This is a genomic window from Streptomyces sp. NPDC014727, from assembly GCF_043083485.1.
GTDB lineage: Bacteria > Actinomycetota > Actinomycetes > Streptomycetales > Streptomycetaceae > Streptomyces.
The window spans coordinates 245,986-262,529 of the sequence record NZ_JBIBYR010000009.1 but is presented as its reverse complement, the minus strand read 5'-3'; the positions used below and the strand labels follow the sequence as shown (position 1 = coordinate 262,529).

At 72.3% G+C, this 16,544-nt stretch carries 14 protein-coding genes; 9 read left to right on the top strand and 5 right to left on the bottom strand.

The features are described from left to right. Window positions 1–51 precede the first annotated feature (51 nt). Window positions 52–732, bottom strand: coding sequence for an ABC transporter ATP-binding protein (locus tag ACF1B9_RS17240; protein WP_391740647.1), 681 nt, complete (start codon window positions 730–732; stop codon window positions 52–54). Next, window positions 729–1,823: an ABC transporter permease gene (locus ACF1B9_RS17235; RefSeq protein ID WP_391740646.1), complete on the bottom strand. Its 1,095-nt coding sequence runs from the start codon at window positions 1,821–1,823 to the stop codon at window positions 729–731. Before ACF1B9_RS17235 ends, ACF1B9_RS17240 begins: the two co-directional genes overlap by 4 nt. 110 nt (window positions 1,824–1,933) lie before the next feature. Between ACF1B9_RS17235 and ACF1B9_RS17230 the strand changes: the two genes are divergently transcribed. Beyond that, window positions 1,934–3,151 carry a sensor histidine kinase gene (locus ACF1B9_RS17230; RefSeq protein WP_391740645.1) on the top strand — a complete coding sequence of 406 codons (1,218 nt, stop codon included), beginning with the start codon at window positions 1,934–1,936 and terminating at the stop codon, window positions 3,149–3,151. Continuing rightward, a complete protein-coding gene (locus ACF1B9_RS17225; protein WP_391740644.1) occupies window positions 3,148–3,780 on the top strand; it encodes a response regulator in 633 nt (210 codons plus the stop codon). Before ACF1B9_RS17230 ends, ACF1B9_RS17225 begins: the two co-directional genes overlap by 4 nt. A 19-nt stretch (window positions 3,781–3,799) precedes the next feature. Here ACF1B9_RS17225 and ACF1B9_RS17220 read toward each other — a convergent pair whose 3' ends face one another. Next, on the bottom strand, window positions 3,800–4,114 hold the full coding sequence (locus tag ACF1B9_RS17220; RefSeq protein ID WP_376216573.1) for a DUF5955 family protein: 315 nt from the start codon (window positions 4,112–4,114) through the stop codon (window positions 3,800–3,802). Window positions 4,115–4,358: 244 nt separating this feature from the next. Here ACF1B9_RS17220 and ACF1B9_RS17215 point away from each other — a divergent pair, with 244 nt between their 5' ends. Together ACF1B9_RS17215 and aceB are read left to right on the top strand one after the other, a co-directional pair. Beyond that, the gene (locus tag ACF1B9_RS17215) at window positions 4,359–4,964 is read left to right on the top strand and encodes an NTP transferase domain-containing protein (protein WP_391740643.1); all 606 of its coding nucleotides are present in this window, start codon (window positions 4,359–4,361) and stop codon (window positions 4,962–4,964) included. Between the two features lie 234 nt (window positions 4,965–5,198). Then, on the top strand, window positions 5,199–6,818 hold the full coding sequence (aceB, locus tag ACF1B9_RS17210; protein WP_391740642.1) for a malate synthase A: 1,620 nt from the start codon (window positions 5,199–5,201) through the stop codon (window positions 6,816–6,818). Window positions 6,819–6,998: 180 nt separating this feature from the next. Here aceB and ACF1B9_RS17205 read toward each other — a convergent pair whose 3' ends face one another. Then, window positions 6,999–9,287 (bottom strand): glycosyl hydrolase family 18 protein, encoded by a 2,289-nt coding sequence (locus ACF1B9_RS17205; RefSeq protein ID WP_391740641.1) that lies wholly within the window; start codon window positions 9,285–9,287, stop codon window positions 6,999–7,001. Window positions 9,288–9,725: 438 nt separating this feature from the next. On the opposite strand from ACF1B9_RS17205, the gene ACF1B9_RS17200 reads away from it, so the two are divergent. From ACF1B9_RS17200 to ACF1B9_RS17185, 4 genes are all read left to right on the top strand, one after another. Beyond that, entirely contained in the window at window positions 9,726–10,862 is a 1,137-nt protein-coding gene (locus ACF1B9_RS17200) for a gala protein (RefSeq protein WP_391740640.1), read from the top strand. Next, window positions 10,859–12,619, top strand: a complete 1,761-nt coding sequence (locus ACF1B9_RS17195; RefSeq protein ID WP_391740639.1) for an ankyrin repeat domain-containing protein — start codon at window positions 10,859–10,861, stop codon at window positions 12,617–12,619. Before ACF1B9_RS17200 ends, ACF1B9_RS17195 begins: the two co-directional genes overlap by 4 nt. Window positions 12,620–12,723: 104 nt before the next feature. Continuing rightward, window positions 12,724–13,890: a sigma 54-interacting transcriptional regulator gene (locus tag ACF1B9_RS17190; protein WP_391740766.1), complete on the top strand. Its 1,167-nt coding sequence runs from the start codon at window positions 12,724–12,726 to the stop codon at window positions 13,888–13,890. 55 nt (window positions 13,891–13,945) lie between these two features. Further along, window positions 13,946–15,103 (top strand): VWA-like domain-containing protein, encoded by a 1,158-nt coding sequence (locus ACF1B9_RS17185; protein WP_391740765.1) that lies wholly within the window; start codon window positions 13,946–13,948, stop codon window positions 15,101–15,103. 64 nt (window positions 15,104–15,167) lie between these two features. Here ACF1B9_RS17185 and ACF1B9_RS17180 read toward each other — a convergent pair whose 3' ends face one another. Beyond that, entirely contained in the window at window positions 15,168–16,160 is a 993-nt protein-coding gene (locus ACF1B9_RS17180) for a fibronectin type III domain-containing protein (RefSeq protein ID WP_391740638.1), read from the bottom strand. Between the two features lie 89 nt (window positions 16,161–16,249). Between ACF1B9_RS17180 and ACF1B9_RS17175 the strand changes: the two genes are divergently transcribed. Beyond that, window positions 16,250–16,510, top strand: coding sequence for a hypothetical protein (locus ACF1B9_RS17175; RefSeq protein ID WP_391740637.1), 261 nt, complete (start codon window positions 16,250–16,252; stop codon window positions 16,508–16,510). Window positions 16,511–16,544 lie beyond the last annotated feature (34 nt).

Here is a 16,544-nt window from a genome sequence, read left to right as displayed (position 1 = left end):
ACCGGGACCGATACGCGTGGAGGGGCGGCCGGGCCGCCCCTCCACGCGTTCTCAGGCCGGTGCGGGCACCGTCAGACGCCCGTCGTCCATCGTGACGACGCGGTCCGTCCGGTCCAGATGGGCGCGGTCGTGCGTGACCATCACCGTCGCCGTCGACCGCTGCCGGGTCAGTGTGACCAGCAGTTCGAGCACGGCGGCCCCCCGCTCGTGATCGAGCGCGCTGGTCGGTTCGTCGACGAGCAGCACCGCCGGCTCGTTCATCAGGGCCCGCGCGATGTTGATCCGCTGGCGCTGCCCGCCCGAGAGCTGATGGGGCCTGCGGTCGGCCTTGTCCGCGAGGCCGACCGCGTCCAGCAGCTCCAGCGCCCGGCCGCGGGCGCCGCGCACGGCCCCGCCCGACAGATGAGTCATCACCTGGAGCTGTTCGGCCGCGGTGAGGGACGGCAGCAGATTGGGCTGCTGGAAGACGATGCCGACGCGCTCGCGGCGCAGCGCCGCCTTTTCCGCACGGCCGAGGGCCGCGGTGTCCGTACCGGCGACGACGACCCGCCCCTCGTCCGGCGTGACCAGGGTCGCCGCCACCGCGAGAAGGCTCGACTTGCCGGAGCCGGACGGTCCGACGACCGCGGTGAGCGAACCGGCGGGCACGTCCAGCGAGACCCGGTCCAGGGCGGTGAGCCGGCCGTCGCCGTCGGGGTAGGTGAGGGTGACATCGGCGAGGGTGAGGGTCATCGGGCACTCCCGAGTGCGGTGAGCGGGTCGACGGCGGTGATCCGCCGGATGGACAGCGCCGCCCCGACGGCGCCGAGGACGATCATGACGGCCGCCGGCACGAGGACGGTCGCCGCGTCGAGGACGAACGGCACGGCACCACCGCTGACCACCGCGCCGATGCCGGAGGCGAGCGCGGTGCCCACTCCGGTACCGAGCGCGAGCATCACCACGGCCTGTCCGAGCGCGTCGCGCAGCAGATACGGGGTGGAGGCGCCCAGCGCCTTGAGGACGGCGACATCGCCGCTGCGCTGGATCGTCCAGACCGTGAAGAAGGCGCCGATGACCAGGGCCGAGATGGCGAAGAGGAAACCGCGCATCAGCTGGAGCGAGCCGTTCTCCGCCTGGTAGGAGCCGATCGCGGTGAGGGAGTCCCCGAGGGAGAGCGTGCTGGTGCCCGCCGCCTTGTCGCCCGCGGCGAGGTCGGCGCCGCCGGTGGTGGTCAGGGCGATCACCGTGGCGTGCGGGGTCCGGTCGGCACCGTCGGCCCCGAAGCGCTGCCAGTCGTGGAGCGAGGTCCACACCACCGGTGTATGGCTGTACGAGGCGTCCGTCGCGACCGCGGCGACGGTGACTTCGGTGCCGCCGAGGCGCAGCCGGTCTCCGACCCCGGCAGCCAGGTCGTCCGCGGCCCCTCGGGACAGCACCACCTTCCCCGTGCCGACGGCCGCGGCACCCTCGGGTGCCGGTCCCGCGCCGGGCTCGACGCCGAACGCCGAGACGGCGGCCGTGCGCCCGCCCTCGACGGCGGCGGCGTTGAGGGTGCGGATGCCGAGCGGCTCCGCGTGGCTCACACCGGGCCGCTCCGCCCAGCTGCGCCAGGCACTCTCCTCGACGATCGAATCGGTGAAGGACACCGACCGGCCGTCCGGCGGGGCGGCGAACGCGAGGTGGTCGGCGTTCAGCCCCGTGACGGCCGAGGTGTTCTCCCTGGCCAGGCCGGCCGTGAGACCGGACAGCAGGCCCACGAGCAGCGTGATCAGGACCACGACCGTGCCCATGAGCGCGAACCGCCCCTTTGCGAACCGGAGATCTCTCCATGCGACGAACATGCTTCCAGCCTGGGGCGCCGAGCGTCCGGAAACATCGCGCGGCGGTGGGGTCCGACATCAAACTTTCGATTGACCGGGCGCGGGCACCGCCCGTCTACGCTGGAGGAATCATGGACTCCCGTACCCACCCCCCGGTCACCGCCGCGCTGCGGCTCTGTCTGCACGCGCTGCTGGTGGGTCTGCTCGCTCTCGCGGCGCTACGGGCCGTCGGCGACGGGACCCCGCACGCCGCCGCCGTCGTCGTGGTCACCTGTGTGATGGCCGCCGGGTACGCGGCGGGCGCGCTCGCTCCCGTCGTACGGCCGCACAGCCGCGCGGTCGCCGTGTGGCTGGCGCTGTTGTGCGCCCTGTGGCTGGTGCTGCTCGTCCTGTCGCCCGACGCGCTGTGGGTGGCGTTCCCGCTCTACTTCCTGCAGCTGCATCTGCTGCCGACGCGCTGGGCCCTGCCGGCCGTCGTGGTCACCGCTGTCGCGGCCATCGCGAGCTTCGTGCTGCACGGCCAGGCCGTCAATCCCGGCACCTTCATCGGTCCACTGCTCGGCGCGGCGGTCGCGGTCGCGACGGTTCTGGGGTACGAAGCGCTGTTCCGGGAGAGCGAACGGCGCCGCGAACTCATCGAGGAGCTGATGTCGACCAGGGCGGAGCTGGCCGAGGCGGAACGCACGGCGGGCACGCTCGCCGAGCGTGAGCGGCTGGCCCGGGAGATCCACGACACCCTGGCGCAGGGTCTGTCCAGCATCCAGCTGCTGCTGCGCGCCGCCGAACGCACCCTGTCCGCCGACGCTCCCGCCACCGGGCACGTCCGCCGGGCCCGGGAGGCCGCGCAGGAGAATCTCGCCGAGGCCCGCCGCTTCGTCCGTGCCCTGTCGCCGCCCGATCTGGAGAACGGCTCCCTTGCAGCCGCCCTGGAACGGCTCTCGTCCCGCACGACGGGCCCCGGCCTCATGGTGCAGTTCGCGGTCAGCGGCAGCCCGGTGGAGCTGCCGACCCCGTACGAGGTGGCGCTGCTGCGCACCGCCCAGTCCGCGTTGGCCAACACGGTGCGGCACGCCGGGGCGCGGCGCGCGGAGATCACTCTCAGCTTCATGGACACCTCGGTGTCGCTGGACGTCGTCGACGACGGCCGTGGGTTCGCCCCCGGGAGAGGGCCGGTCGCCGCGGACACCGACACCGGCGGCTTCGGCCTGCCCGCTATGCGTTCACGGGCCCGTTCGCTGGGCGGCACGCTCAGTGTCGAGTCGGCGCCCGGTCAGGGCACGGCCGTCGCCCTGACCCTTCCGCTTCCGCTTCCGCTGCCCGAGGGCCGGCCAGGACAGGACGCCGCATGACCACCCCCATCAGGCTGCTGCTCGCCGACGACCACCCGGTGGTACGGGCGGGGCTGCGGGCCGTGCTCGACGCCGAACCCGACTTCCAGGTGGTCGCCGAGGCGGCCACCGCCGAGCGGGCCGTCGCGCTCGCCGCGACCGGTGGGTTCGATGTCGTCCTCATGGACCTGCAGTTCGGCGCGGGCATGCACGGCTCCCACGCGACCGCGGCCATCACGGCGGAGGCGGGCGCGCCCAGAGTGCTGATCCTCACCACGTACGACTCGGACGCGGACATCCTCGCCGCGGTCGAGGCGGGCGCCACCGGCTATCTGCTGAAGGACGCCCCGCCGGAGGAACTGGCGGCGGCGGTACGCACGGCCGCGGGCGGCCGGTCGGCGCTCGCGCCGGCCGTCGCCCACCGTCTGATGGACCGCATGCGGACCCCGGCACAGGCCCTGACCAAGCGGGAACTGGAAGTCCTCCAACTGGTCGGCGAGGGCCTGTCGAACCTGCAGATCAGCAAGAAGCTCTTTCTCAGCCAGGCGACGGTGAAGTCCCACCTGGTGCACATCTACGCCAAGCTCGGCGTCGACTCCCGGACCTCGGCGGTGGCGGCGGCGACGGCCCGCCGGCTGATCCGCCGCTGATCCGCCGCTCGTCCCGCCGTCAGCCGCGCGGCGGCTCGCCGAAGAGGTCCACGGCGACCCGTACGTCCCTGAGTGCGGAGGCCAGTGCGCTGACCGAGCCGATCGCCCCCGCGATCAGCAGCAGCGAACGGCGCAGGCGCGGAATCTCGGGTGCGCCGCCGGTCGCCATCTCGTCCAGCGCTGCCAATTCGTCCTCGGCGATCCCCCGGTCCGGGAACTCCGCGGGGTGCCCCGCGAGCTCACGGCGGAGTCGGGAGACTGCCGTACGCAGCTCCGTCACCCTCGGATCCTCACCACTGCTGGTCACTCGCGTCTGCCCCACGCTTCGCAACAAAGCACTCCCCCTCGCACATCCTTGTGCCAGATTTCCGACCGGTTCCCGGACCGTGGTCAAGTGTCCGGAGATGCCCGCAAGTTAACGCCATGAAAGGTGTCGAGCGCCACTCCGCGGACGGAAATCAGGGGTCCCGTACGGGTGATGCGCGGATCGTTCCGTGTACGTCGCCGTCCGACGGTCACGCCCTCCCTGGCCGGTTCCCGCTTGCGCGAACGGGGTGCGTACGAGGTATCCAGTCCGCATGACTCGAACAACACAGACACCGGCGGTCGCCGGGCTGCTGCTCGCCGCGGGCGGCGGGCGGCGGCTCGGCGGACAGCCCAAGGCACTGCTCGAACACCGCGGCCGGCCGCTGGTGGAGCACGCGGTACGCATGCTGCGGGAGGGCGGCTGCCACCCCGTCCATGTGGTCCTGGGGGCCGCGGCCGAGGAGGTGGTGGCACGTGCCGACCTCACCGGCTGCACGGTGACCGTCAACCCCGGGTGGACCGAGGGCATGGGCTCGTCGCTGCGGGCGGGACTGGGGGCGCTGTCCGGTACGGGGGCGGCCGCGGCGCTCGTCCTCCTGGTCGACCAGCCGGGCATCGGCGCGGACGCGGTGGCGCGGGTGCGATCGGCGTACCGCTCCCGGACGAGTCTGGCGGCCGCCTCGTACGACGGGGAACGCGGCCATCCGGTGCTCTTCGGTGCGGACCGGTGGCCGGACATCGCGGCGGGAGCGGTGGGTGACCAGGGCGCTCGGGCGTATCTGCGGGCGCACCGCGATGCGATCACGCTCGTCGAGTGTTCCGATGTGGCTCAGGCGTACGACATCGACACGGCGGAGGACCTGAAGCACCTTGAGTGAACGGACCGGCACGCTGCGCCGACTTCGCCCCACTTCTGTCGACTCAGAGAATCTCGACATCAACAAACCATTGAACTTCCACCATGAGGAAACTACTATCCACTAGTCAGAAGCCCTCTGCACCTCAGACGGCGCCCACGGCCGTATCCCGGAGCCCTGGCACGCCGTGCCATTTCAGGCGACCCGGCGGCCGTGAGACGCCGCCCGCACCGCCCGCTGAAGGAGTGACAGCTCATGTCCGCACCAGCGCCGTCCCCGCTGGCCATCGTCGATGCCGAGCCCCTGCCCCGGCAGGACGAGGTCCTGACCGAAGCGGCCCTCGCGTTCGTGGCCGAGCTGCACCGGCAGTTCACGCCCCGCCGTGACGAACTGCTCGCCCGCCGTGCCGAGCGCCGCGCCGAGATCGCCCGTACGTCCACGCTGGACTTCCTGCCCGAGACGGCAGCGATCCGCGCGGACGACTCCTGGAAGGTCGCGCCGGCCCCGGCCGCGCTCGACGACCGCCGGGTGGAGATCACCGGTCCGACCGACCGCAAGATGACCATCAACGCCCTGAACTCGGGCGCCAGGGTCTGGCTCGCCGACTTCGAGGACGCGTCCGCCCCCACCTGGGAGAACGTGATCCTCGGCCAGCTCAATCTGATCGACGCGTACGCCCGGAACATCGACTTCACCGACCCCGGGACCGGCAAGTCGTACGCCCTCAAGCCCGCCGAGGAGCTCGCGACGGTCGTCACCCGCCCCCGTGGCTGGCACCTGAACGAGCGTCACCTCCAGCTCGACGGCACCCCGGTGCCGGGCGCGCTGGTCGACTTCGGCCTCTACTTCTTCCACAACGCCCAGCGCCTCATCGACCTCGGCAAGGGCCCGTACTTCTACCTGCCGAAGACGGAGTCGCACCTGGAGGCCCGTCTCTGGAACGACATCTTCGTCTTCGCGCAGAACCGCCTCGGCATCCCGCGGGGCACGGTCCGCGCGACCGTCCTCATCGAGACGATCACCGCCGCGTACGAGATGGAGGAGATCCTGTACGAGCTCCGCGACCACGCCTCCGGGCTGAACGCGGGACGTTGGGACTACCTCTTCTCCATCGTCAAGAACTTCCGTGACGGCGGCGCCAAGTTCGTCCTCCCGGACCGCAACGCGGTGACGATGACCGCCCCGTTCATGCGCGCGTACACCGAACTCCTCGTCCGCACCTGCCACAAGCGCGGCGCACACGCCATCGGCGGCATGGCGGCCTTCATCCCGTCCCGCCGCGACGCCGAGGTCAACAAGGTCGCCTTCGAGAAGGTCAAGGCCGACAAGGACCGCGAGGCCCACGACGGCTTCGACGGCTCCTGGGTCGCCCACCCGGACCTGGTCCCGATCGCCATGGCCTCCTTCGACGCGGTCCTCGGCGAGAGGCCGAACCAGAAGGAACGCCTGCGCGAGGACGTCTCGGTGGCCGCGGGCGACCTGATCGCCATCGACACCCTGCATGCGAAGCCCACCTACGACGGCCTGCGCAACGCCGTCGCGGTCGGCATCCGCTACATCGAGGCCTGGCTGCGCGGCATGGGCGCGGTCGCCATCTTCAACCTGATGGAGGACGCGGCCACCGCGGAGATCTCCCGCTCGCAGATCTGGCAGTGGATCAACGCGGGCGTGGTCTTCGAGAACGGCGAGCACGCCACGGCGGACCTGGCCCGCAAGGTCGCGGCCGAGGAACTGGCCGCGATCCGTGCCGAGCTCGGCGACGAGGCCTTCGCGTCCGGCAAGTGGCAGCAGGCCCACGACCTCCTGCTCCAGGTCTCCCTGGACCAGGACTACGCGGACTTCCTGACACTGCCCGCGTACGAGCAGCTGGGCTGAGCCCCGTACCGCTCAGGCCCGACACGGCTCCGCCCCGGCACCGCACGGCGGATTCTCGGCGTCCTCGTGTGCACGCCTGCACGCGGGCCGACGACGTGGAACCACCGCTGCAGAGGCCGCTCGGCCGGTCTCGCGGAGCCCACCCGGCTCCGCGAGCCGGTCATCGTTCTGCGGGGCCCGCTACCTCAACCCGGTGTCCAGCGCGTTGAGCAGGGTGCCTTGTGCCGTGTCACCCGACATCTCCCAGACCATCACCCCCAGCAGTCCCTTGGACTTCACGTACGCGGTCTTCCTGCCGACGGACCAGGTGTCGTCGAAGGACCACCACTGGTTGCCGGTGTAGCCGTACGTGGAGATCGACTGTTCGTCGTGGTGGACCGTCATCGTCGGGTAGGCGCCGATCAGGTTGGCGTAGCCCCGGGTGCCGGCCTCCTCCGCGAACTGGCCGGGGGCCGCGCCCTGCGCGGACTGCCATTCGCCCGCGGCACCACCGTCGGTGACGTTCTGCCAGCCGCGGCCGTAGAAGGGGATGCCGAGGGTCAGCTTGCGGGGTTCGACGCCCGCGTCCGTGTACGCCTTGATGGCGGCGTCGGCGCTGAAGTGGAAGTCGTAGGGGTCCTGGTCGTCCGTGTAGAGGTTGGCCTGGTGGCCGGTGCGATTCGGCTCCCAGGAGTTGTCGCTGCCCGAGCCGTGGAAGTCGTAGCCCTGGACGTTGGCCACGTCGAGGGAGTCGAAGACCTTGCCCAGGTCCCAGCCGTCGCCGATCTTCTGCGGGTCGGCGGGGGTGAAGGCGGTGAGCAGGCGGTGCCCGCCGCCGAGGGCGTCCATCTGCTTGCGGAATTCGGCGAGCAGCAGGGTCAGATTGTCCTTGTCGTTCGGCGAGTAGTGGTTGCCGGGGTGTCCGGTGCCGGTGCCCGGCCATTCCCAGTCGATGTCGAAGCCGTCGAAGATTCCCGCCGCGGCGCCGGGACCGCCCGCGCCGCCGTACTCGGGCAGATTGCCCTTGATGTACATGTCGATGCAGGAGGAGACGAACTTCTTGCGGGAGGCGTCGGTGGCCGCCGCGTCGGAGAAGAACTTCGAGTACGTCCAGCCGCCGAGCGAGACCACGACCTTCAGGTTCGGATGGAGCTTCTTGAGCTTCTTCAACTGGTTGAAGTTGCCGCGCAGTTTGCCCCAGCCGTCGTCCGCGACGCCGTCGACGGACTGGGCGGCGCTGAACGGGCGGGCGTAGTCGGCGTCGGCGTCACCGGCGCCGGTGCCCTGATCGGGGTCCTCGGGGTCGGCGGTGGTGCCCTTGGTGACACCGTTCATGCAGGTCAGGTTGGTCGGGTCGATGTTGGCGAAGGCGTAGTTGACGATGTCGAGCTTGTCGGCGGCACCGGAGTCGTGGAGGTTCTTGACGAAGTACTGGCGGCCGTAGATGCCCCACTGGACGAAGTAGCCGACCTTGGCGTAGTTGCCCGCGCCGACGATGTCGTCGGTCTTCACGGTGAGCGCGTTGCTGGCCGAAGAGGCGTTGTCCGCCGCGTCACGGGCCTTGACGGTGAAGATGTACGAGGTCGAGGGCGAGAGCCCGCCGATGGTGGCGGTAGTGGTCGTGCCGGAGACCGTGGCCGCCAGTGCGCCGCCCCGGTAGATGTCGTACGCCGCGACGCGCTGGTTGTCCGTCGCGGCGGTCCAGGCCAGGGTGACGGACGAGGAGTCGGCCGCCGTGGAGTGGAGCGAGCCCGGTGCGGTGGGCGGGGAGGTGTCGGTGGCCGGGTCGACGGTGGTGACCGCCGACGGGGCGCTCTCGGCGGAGGTGTTGCCGCGGGTGTCCCTGGCCCGGACGGTGAAGGAGTAGGCGGTGGCCGGGGTCAGCCCGGTGACCGTGGCCGAGGTTGCCGCGGTGGCCGTGCCGACCACCTTGCCGCCGGCCAGGATGTCGTACGACGCCACGGGGAAGTCGCCCGCGGTGGCCGCCGTCCAGGACAGCGAGGCGGTGCGGGCGGTGATGTCGGTCTGCTTCAGCCCGCTCGGCGCGCCCGGCGGCACGTCCGCGGAGCCGTCGCACTTGTCACCGTTGATCCGGCAGCCGGTCGGTGCGGTGATCGGTCCGGTGGCCACGAACCAGAAGCTGTACGGCTCGGTGGTGCCGTGCGCGGCGACCGTGCCGTTGTAGTGGGCGTTGACCGCGGTGACGTGGCTGCCCTGAGTGGTGACGGTGCCGTTGTAGGAGGTGTCGATCGCGACCCCGGCGGGGAGGTCGAATTCGAGGCTCCAGCCGGTGACGGCGGTGTCGGTGTCGTTGCGCAGGACATAGGTCCCCTTCCACCACGAGCCGTTGTCGGCGGAGGTGAACGTGGCGGTGAGCTTGCCCGCCGCGTGTGCGGGTGCGGTCTGCAAGGACAGCAGCGCGAGGAGGAGTCCGAGGACGGCGACGAGGGCGGTCGCCGTTCTCCTTGCGGAGGTCAGGTGCTCGAACATGGTTCTCCCTTGGGGCAGGGACCGGTGAGTCGGTCCTGAGGGGGAGCGGGATTCCTTGGTGCCATGGAGCACAGGGGAAACTAAATGGTCTGGACCAACTCGTCAATAGGTACAGACCAGTTGTCGACCGCCCGCAGCCTGCGGGTGGCGTCCGGACCGCGCGCCGACCACCCGTCGACCTGGCCGCGAGGCCGCCACCGGACACCAACCGGGGTACTGGTGTGCGAATTTGATGCGGGTGCGGCTATGATCACGCGCGGCAAGGCTGTAGCGCAGAGGTCGTCGCGCCCTAGCATCAAGCTGGAGGACGTCGGTTCGAATCCGACCGGTCTTGCCGCCTTTTCGTGGAGGAGAGTCGATGGCGTCGGTTCGTCCTGAGCGGGCGGACGCGGTCGTCCCCTCCCGGCCGGGTGCCGGCGGGGGACCTGGGGAGTAGTGATGTTGCAGCCGATGCCCGTGCGCTGTCCCGCGATCGAGCACCCGGACATTCCGCTCGCCGACGCGGCCCTGCTGGATCCGCTGCTGGAGCGGCTGGGAGCGGCGCACCCCGTCGAGTCCGACGAGACCTTCGCGCTCGGCGCGCTGTGGACGGACGGACGGGTCGATCTCTGCAAGCAGGGACTCGGCGCGGCAGGCGCGGTCCGGGTGATGCCCGCGGTCGCCCGCTCCCCGCACGCCGCACATGTGCTGCTCGGGACCAACTCGCTCGGCGACGAAGGGGCACGAGCCGTCGCCGAATCCCTGAGCCGGGGCGGCCACGGGCTGCGGACGGTCTATCTCGGCTGCAACCGCATCGGCACCGACGGGGTCACGGCACTCGCAAAAGCACTCAGCGAGGACGACACCGTCAGGGCGCTGTGGCTGAAACGCAATCCCGTGACGGACGCCGGTGTCCGGGCCCTCGTCCCGATGCTGCGCCGCAACACCGTGCTGCGCACCCTCGATCTGGTGAATACCGGCCTCACCACCGACGCACTCGGCGCACTGGTCGCCGTGCTCGCCGAGCGGTCCCGGCCGGTCGAGCGGCTGTTCCTCGGGGGCAACGGCCTCGGTGCCGAGGCCGCGCCACTGCTTGCCGCGCTGATCCGGGACGCGGGGGTGCGGGAGCTGTACCTGCCCTCCAACCACCTCGGCGACGCGGGGGCAGCCGTGCTCGCGGCCGCCGCCGACCCCGCCCGCCCGGTGCGGCTCGGTCTCGGCGGCAACGGGATCGGGCCCGCCGGGGCACGCGCGCTGGCCGACGCGCTCGACGGGATCGAGGCACTCGACCTGGGCCGACCGCCCTCGGAGCGCAGCCTCGGGGCCCGGTCCAATGTCACCGGTGACATCGGGGCCGACGCGCTGGCCGGTGCGCTGCGTGGCAGTCCGCTGCGGCGGCTGGAGCTGCGCCACACCGGGCTCACCGGGCGGGGCGCGAAGACCCTCCTCGCCGCCGTCGACGCCGACTCCCGTCTGGAGTACGTGGGGTTGGGCCCCGGACTGCCCCGCAAGGTGAAGCGGTCCTTCGCGGCGCGGCTGCGTCCGGACCACGGAACCCATGCCGACCTGCGCGCGGTCAGGAGCCTCTACCGGTGAGCCGGGACGCGATGGCGGAGCTCTTCGATCCGGAGGAGATGGCGAGCCTGCGACAGGTCCGCCGGTACGCGGTGCCCCGGTGGATGATCGCGGCGTCCGCCGAGCGGCGCGCGGCCGGGGACTGGCGGGGCGCCTGCGAGGCGGCCCGGTTCGATGTGACATTCGATCGGCCGGAGGTCACCGCGCGGTACGGTCCGGACGTGGCCGGAGCTCTTGAGTCCGATCTCCTTCACCTGGTGCCGGACCTGGTGCGCTGGCACCTGCCGCGCGTGCTGGGCGGGCGCTCGACGCTCGCCACCGACCTGATCGTGATCCTGGCAGGGTACGGCGTCACGGCGGACGTGCCCGGGGCCACCGCCCCGTATCTGTATCTGCGTACTCCGCCGATGATCGACGGTCCGCAGCGGATCTCGCTCCGGTTCGGACCGCTGCGCCACGGCGGCTCGCCCCGTACCTTCCGTGCGGGGGTCACGGACTGGCGGGCCTGCCGGTACCTGTGGGACGCGCGCCGCAGCGACGAACTGCGCGCGAGGGCCGGCGGGGCGGACCGGTTGCCGTTCCTCCGCGCCGACGGCACCCCGCTCGGGCCGGACGAACTGCCCGACGCGGACCCTGGCGCCGGTGACCCGGTGGCCCGTGACGAGTGGGTGACGCTGCTGTACCAGCGGGGCCGGGTGGCCGACGCCCTGGCGGCGGTGGGCATCGAACTGGATCCGGCCGAGCCGGCTACGCCGCGGTGGTACCGGGGGGAACCGCAAGCGGTCCTGGCCCGGCTGGGTCTCGATGTTCCCCGGCTGGAGTCCGAGGCCCGGCGGTTCGCGGAGCTGTACTCGGCGGCGCGCGTCCAGATCGGTGAGGACTGGCGTGCCCGCGTCCTGCTGGAGTTCACGGGCCGCGACAGCGGGCTGCGCATCAGGCTCGTCGAACGGGACGCCGCCGGGGACGCCCCCTTCCTTCCCCCCGCGTTCCGGCAGCGGCTGCCGGACCTCGACCTGCTGCGGGCCGGCGTCGTGACTCCGGCGGAGCTGCACCCGCTGGTCGCCGGATCCCTGTTCCCCGGCCTGGAAACGGCGGTGGGACCGCCGGGGCCGACGCCTCCCGCGCCGGTACGGGTCAGGTGCCGGGGTGACTGGCATGAGGTCGTCTTCCGTGACGGGAAGCTCGACTCCCCGCACAGCCCGCAGGAACGACAGCGCGAGCACGCCCTGCGGGCCTTCGGCGGCGCGGTCACCGGCTGCTTCGCCGTGGAGCACTCCTGCACCTCCGGCACCGGCCGACTGCCCAAGGCTCTGCGGGCTCAGCGACGGGATCTGTTCCTGCGCGCCCAGCACGGGGACACACCGGCGGTCCTGGAACTCCTGGACGCGGGCGTCGACCCCCGGGTGCGGGACGGCGGGCAGCGCAGTCTGCTCCATGTGCTGCACCTCCTCGACCACGAGCCCCTGCTTCCCCGGCTGCTGGCAGCCGGTCTCGATCTGGAGGCTCTGGACCACCGGGAACGCACCCCGCTCTGTGTGGCCGTCGGCGACGGCGGCTCGGCGGAACTGGTGTCGGCGCTGATCGGGGCCGGGGCCCGGATCGACGTCGTCGACCAGATGGAACTCTCGCTGGACCAGCTGATCCGCAGATACCGCCGGACGGACCTGGACTTCCTCCGGGAACGGGTGGAGAAGGAGCATCCGGACATCGGGGCCGACTGGTGGGACGAGTGGCAGGAAGAGAAGGACGACGAGGACGAAGACGGTGAGGACGGGTGAGCACCATCGCGCCGGGCACACCGGGACAGCCCCTTGCACCACCGCCTCCCGCCGTACCGGGACAGCCGCCCGTCCCGCCGCACCCGAGCTCCGCGGCGGGACCGCTGGACGCCGCCGACGAGCTGAATCGCCGGCTGCGCACCACGCGGACCGAAGCCGCCGTCAACCCCCAACTGGAGGCACTGGCACTGGCGGTGACGGCCAATCAACCCGTGTTGCTCTGGGGCGAGCCGGGCATCGGCAAGTCGGCCGGCATGGAGCAGCTGGCCGCCGGGCTCGGCCTCGGTCTCGAAACGGTCATCGCCAGTGTGCACGAGCCCTCCGACTTCGCGGGGCTGCCCGTCGTCGGTGACGACCCGGCGGTGACCGGCGTCCCGATGGCCCCGCCGGACTGGGCGGTCCGGCTCGCGCGGACGGGCCGGGGGCTGCTGTTCTTCGACGAGTTGTCCTCCGCACCCCCGGCCGTGCAGGCGGCCTTGCTGCGCGTGGTGCTCGAACGGCGAGTGGGCAGCCTGACGTTGCCGGAGTCCGTACGCATCGTGGCGGCGGCGAATCCGCCGTCGAGCGCGGCGGACGGCTGGCACCTCAGCCCGCCGCTCGCCAACCGTTTCGTGCACCTCCAGTGGACGCACGACCCGCGCACCGTCGCGCGCGGCATGGCCGGTACATGGCCCGAGGTGGCCGTCCCCGTCGTCGATGCCACGAGGGTCGCGGGTTCTGCGGCGCGGGCCCGCGGCGCGGTGTCCGGCTTCCTGACCGCGCGGCCGGGGCTCGTCCATCACATTCCGGCCGACGCGGAGAGCCGGGGCCGGGCCTGGCCGTCCCCCCGGACCTGGGACATGGCGCTGCGGCTGCTCGCCACCGGGTACGCGACGGGCGCCGGGCGGGAGGCGCTGGCCGCCGCGCTGACCGGGGCCGTCGGGGACGGCGCGGGCATCGAGTTGCTGTCCTACCTGGAGAACCTCGACCTGCCCGATCCCGACCGCGTGCTGGCGAACCCCGCCGCGTTCGCCCTGCCCGAACGCGGCGACCGGCAGCTGGCCTTCCTCATCGCGGTCGTCGCGGCGGTTCAGGGCGATCTCACCAGGCCTCGCTGGGAGGCGGGCTGGACGGTGCTGGCGAAGGCCGTCGACGCGGGTGTGCCCGATGTGGCGGCCAGGGCGGCGGTGGACCTGGCGACGATGCGGGACACCGACTGGCCGGTGCCGGAGGGCATCGACGCGTTTGTGGAACTGCTGCAGCTGTCCGGCGCGCTGCCGCAGAGCGGCTGAGCCGGGAACACCGGTGCCTGAACCGGAAACCGCCCCGGAGCGGCCCCAGTTGGACATGACCAAGCTGCTCGCCGCCCGCTACCGGGCGGCGACCGATCGTCCCTACCTGGCGTCGGCCCTCTATGCCCTGACGGTGGTTTCGAGCACCGGTGTCCCGACCATGGGTGTGGACCGGCACTGGCGCTGCTACGTGTCACCCGCGTTCGTCGACGCGACACCGGTGGCGGAGCTCGCGGCGGTGTGGCTGCACGAGGTGGCGCATCTGCTGCGCGACCACCATGGACGCGCCGAACGGCTGCCCGCCGCCGACCAGCGCGACCACCACCGCCTCAACGTGGCCCAGGACTGCGAGATCAACGACGACCTGATCTCCGACGGGCTGCCCCTGCCGGCCGGCCGGATGGAGCCCCGGCTCTTCGGGCTGCCGACCGGACAGCTCTTCGAGGCGTATCTCCCCGGTCTGCCACCGAGCCCCGACTCGCTCGACTGCGGGTCGGGCGCCCACGGGCGGCCGGTGCCCTGGGAGCTGACCGGGGCCGACGGTCCGACCCGTCTCGGTCCGGTCGAGGCGGAGGCGCTGCGGCGCCACACCGCGGAGGCCATGCGGGCGCACCGGCGCAGCCGGGGCACCCTCCCGGCGGGCTGGGAACGCTGGGCGGACCAGATCCTGGAGCCCACCGTCGACTGGCGGCAGGCGCTCGCGGGCGCGGTCCGGGAGGCCGCGGCGTGGGCCGCCGGGGCGATCGACTACACCTACCGTCGCCCGTCCCGCCGCAGTGCGGCACTCCGGGGCGTCGTGCTGCCCAGCCTGCGCCGTCCGCTGCCCCGGGTCGCCGTCGTCATCGACACCTCGGGGTCGATGGGTGACGAAGAACTCGCCTCCGCGCTGGCGGAGGTCACCGGGGTACTGCGGGAGGTGGGCGTCCGGGGCAACCGTGTCACCGTGCTGGCCTGCGACGCCGATGTGCGAAGCGTGTCCCGGGTGACGTCCGCCGAGCAGATCACCCTGGGTGGGGGCGGCGGCACCGACATGCGTGTGGGCATCGCCGCCGCTCTCGCCGCGCGGGACCGCCCGAACATCGTCGTCGTCCTCACCGACGGCTGCACCCCCTGGCCGGACGAGGCCCCCTCGTGCCGGCTCGTCGCGGCGCTCATCGGCGCGGACGCCCCGCAGCCCCCGAGGTGGGTGGAGACCGTGCGCGTCTCCGGCTGATCCGGTGGGGGACGTCCCGTCACCGCCGCCCGCGCCCCGGGGGACCGATGGACCTTCCACGGGCTCAGTCGCCGAGCACGACCGTGCGCTGGGCGGAGAAGTCCCCCCACTTCCCGTCCGGGAGCTTGGCGCGGATCTTCATCGAGTAGCGGGTACCGCGCGGGTCGCCGACGGTGAGCCGGTAACTCGCCCGGCCCGCGGGCGGGGTGGCGCCCCACACGATCGTGGTGGTCAGCCTGCCGTCCATGAAGAGTTGGTACGCGGGGATCTCGCCGCCCGTCTCGGGCTGCTTCCAGTTCAGGTCGACGGCGTACTCCTTGCCCCGCACATGGTTGCTGATCCGCAGGTCGGTGGGGGCGGTGCCGGCAGGTGCGCCCGGAGCGGACGCGGTGGTGAGGTCGATGGCGTTGCTGTCCGGCGAGGAGGTGTCGGCGGCGTCGCGGGCCCGGACGGTGAAGGTGTAGACGGTGCCGGGGCGCAGTCCGGTCAGATGGGCCGTCGTCCTGGTGCCGGGCACGCTGTGGATCCGGGAGTCCTCCTGGTAGATGTCGTACGCGGTGACGCCGACGTCGTCCGTCGAGCCGCCCCAGGAGAGGTTCACCGCCCGGCTGCCGTCCGCGGTGCCGCGCAGCTTCACCGGCCGCGTCGGCGGCTCGTGGTCGGCGGGGGTCGGGGCGGGTGTGGTGACGGTCGCGGCGGCGCTCGGGGCGGAGAGGTTTCCGGCGGCGTCACGGGCCCGGACGGTGAAGGTGTAGGCGGTCGAGGCGGTCAGCCCGTCGACGTCGGTCATCACCTTGGCCGCCGGGACGGATGTGACCCTCTCGCCCTTGTTGTAGACCTCGTAGCCGGTGACCGCCTTGTCGTCGGAGGCCCGCTCCCACATGACGTGCACGGAGGTGGCGCTGCCGGCCTGCGCCGTCACATGGCCCGGCACCGTGGGTGCGCGGGTGTCCGCCTCGGGGGTGGAGCCGCAGGCGGTGAGCGCGGCGAGGAGCAGGGCGGCGGAGCAGACCGAAGCGGTGGTTGCGTGGGGGCGTTGCACGGTCGTGCCTTCCATCCGGCGGCAATGGTCCAGACCTGTATCGCATGGCGCGGGGTTCGCCGACAAGAGGGCGGACCGGAACGTTCCGCAATGTGCCGGTGTGCGTGGGCGATTCATCGGCCGACCCGGACCGGGTGCCGGTGCGTGCCGCGGCCCGCCGGCCGAGGGCCGGGGTACGGGCCGGTCTGCCGGCCCACGCGGCGCTGGGCGCAGCGTCCTGGACGGCGCGGGCCTGGCTGGGCCTGCCGGGCCTCGTCGACGGCGCGCCCGCCGATCTCGTCGCGTACGCCGGCGACCCGACCCTGGACCCTGCCGTGCTGAATCGTCCCAGCCGGATTGTGCTCCGGGGACGCGTCGTGCGATGAGCGATGAGTTGCGGGCGCCGGAGCGGTCTGCACT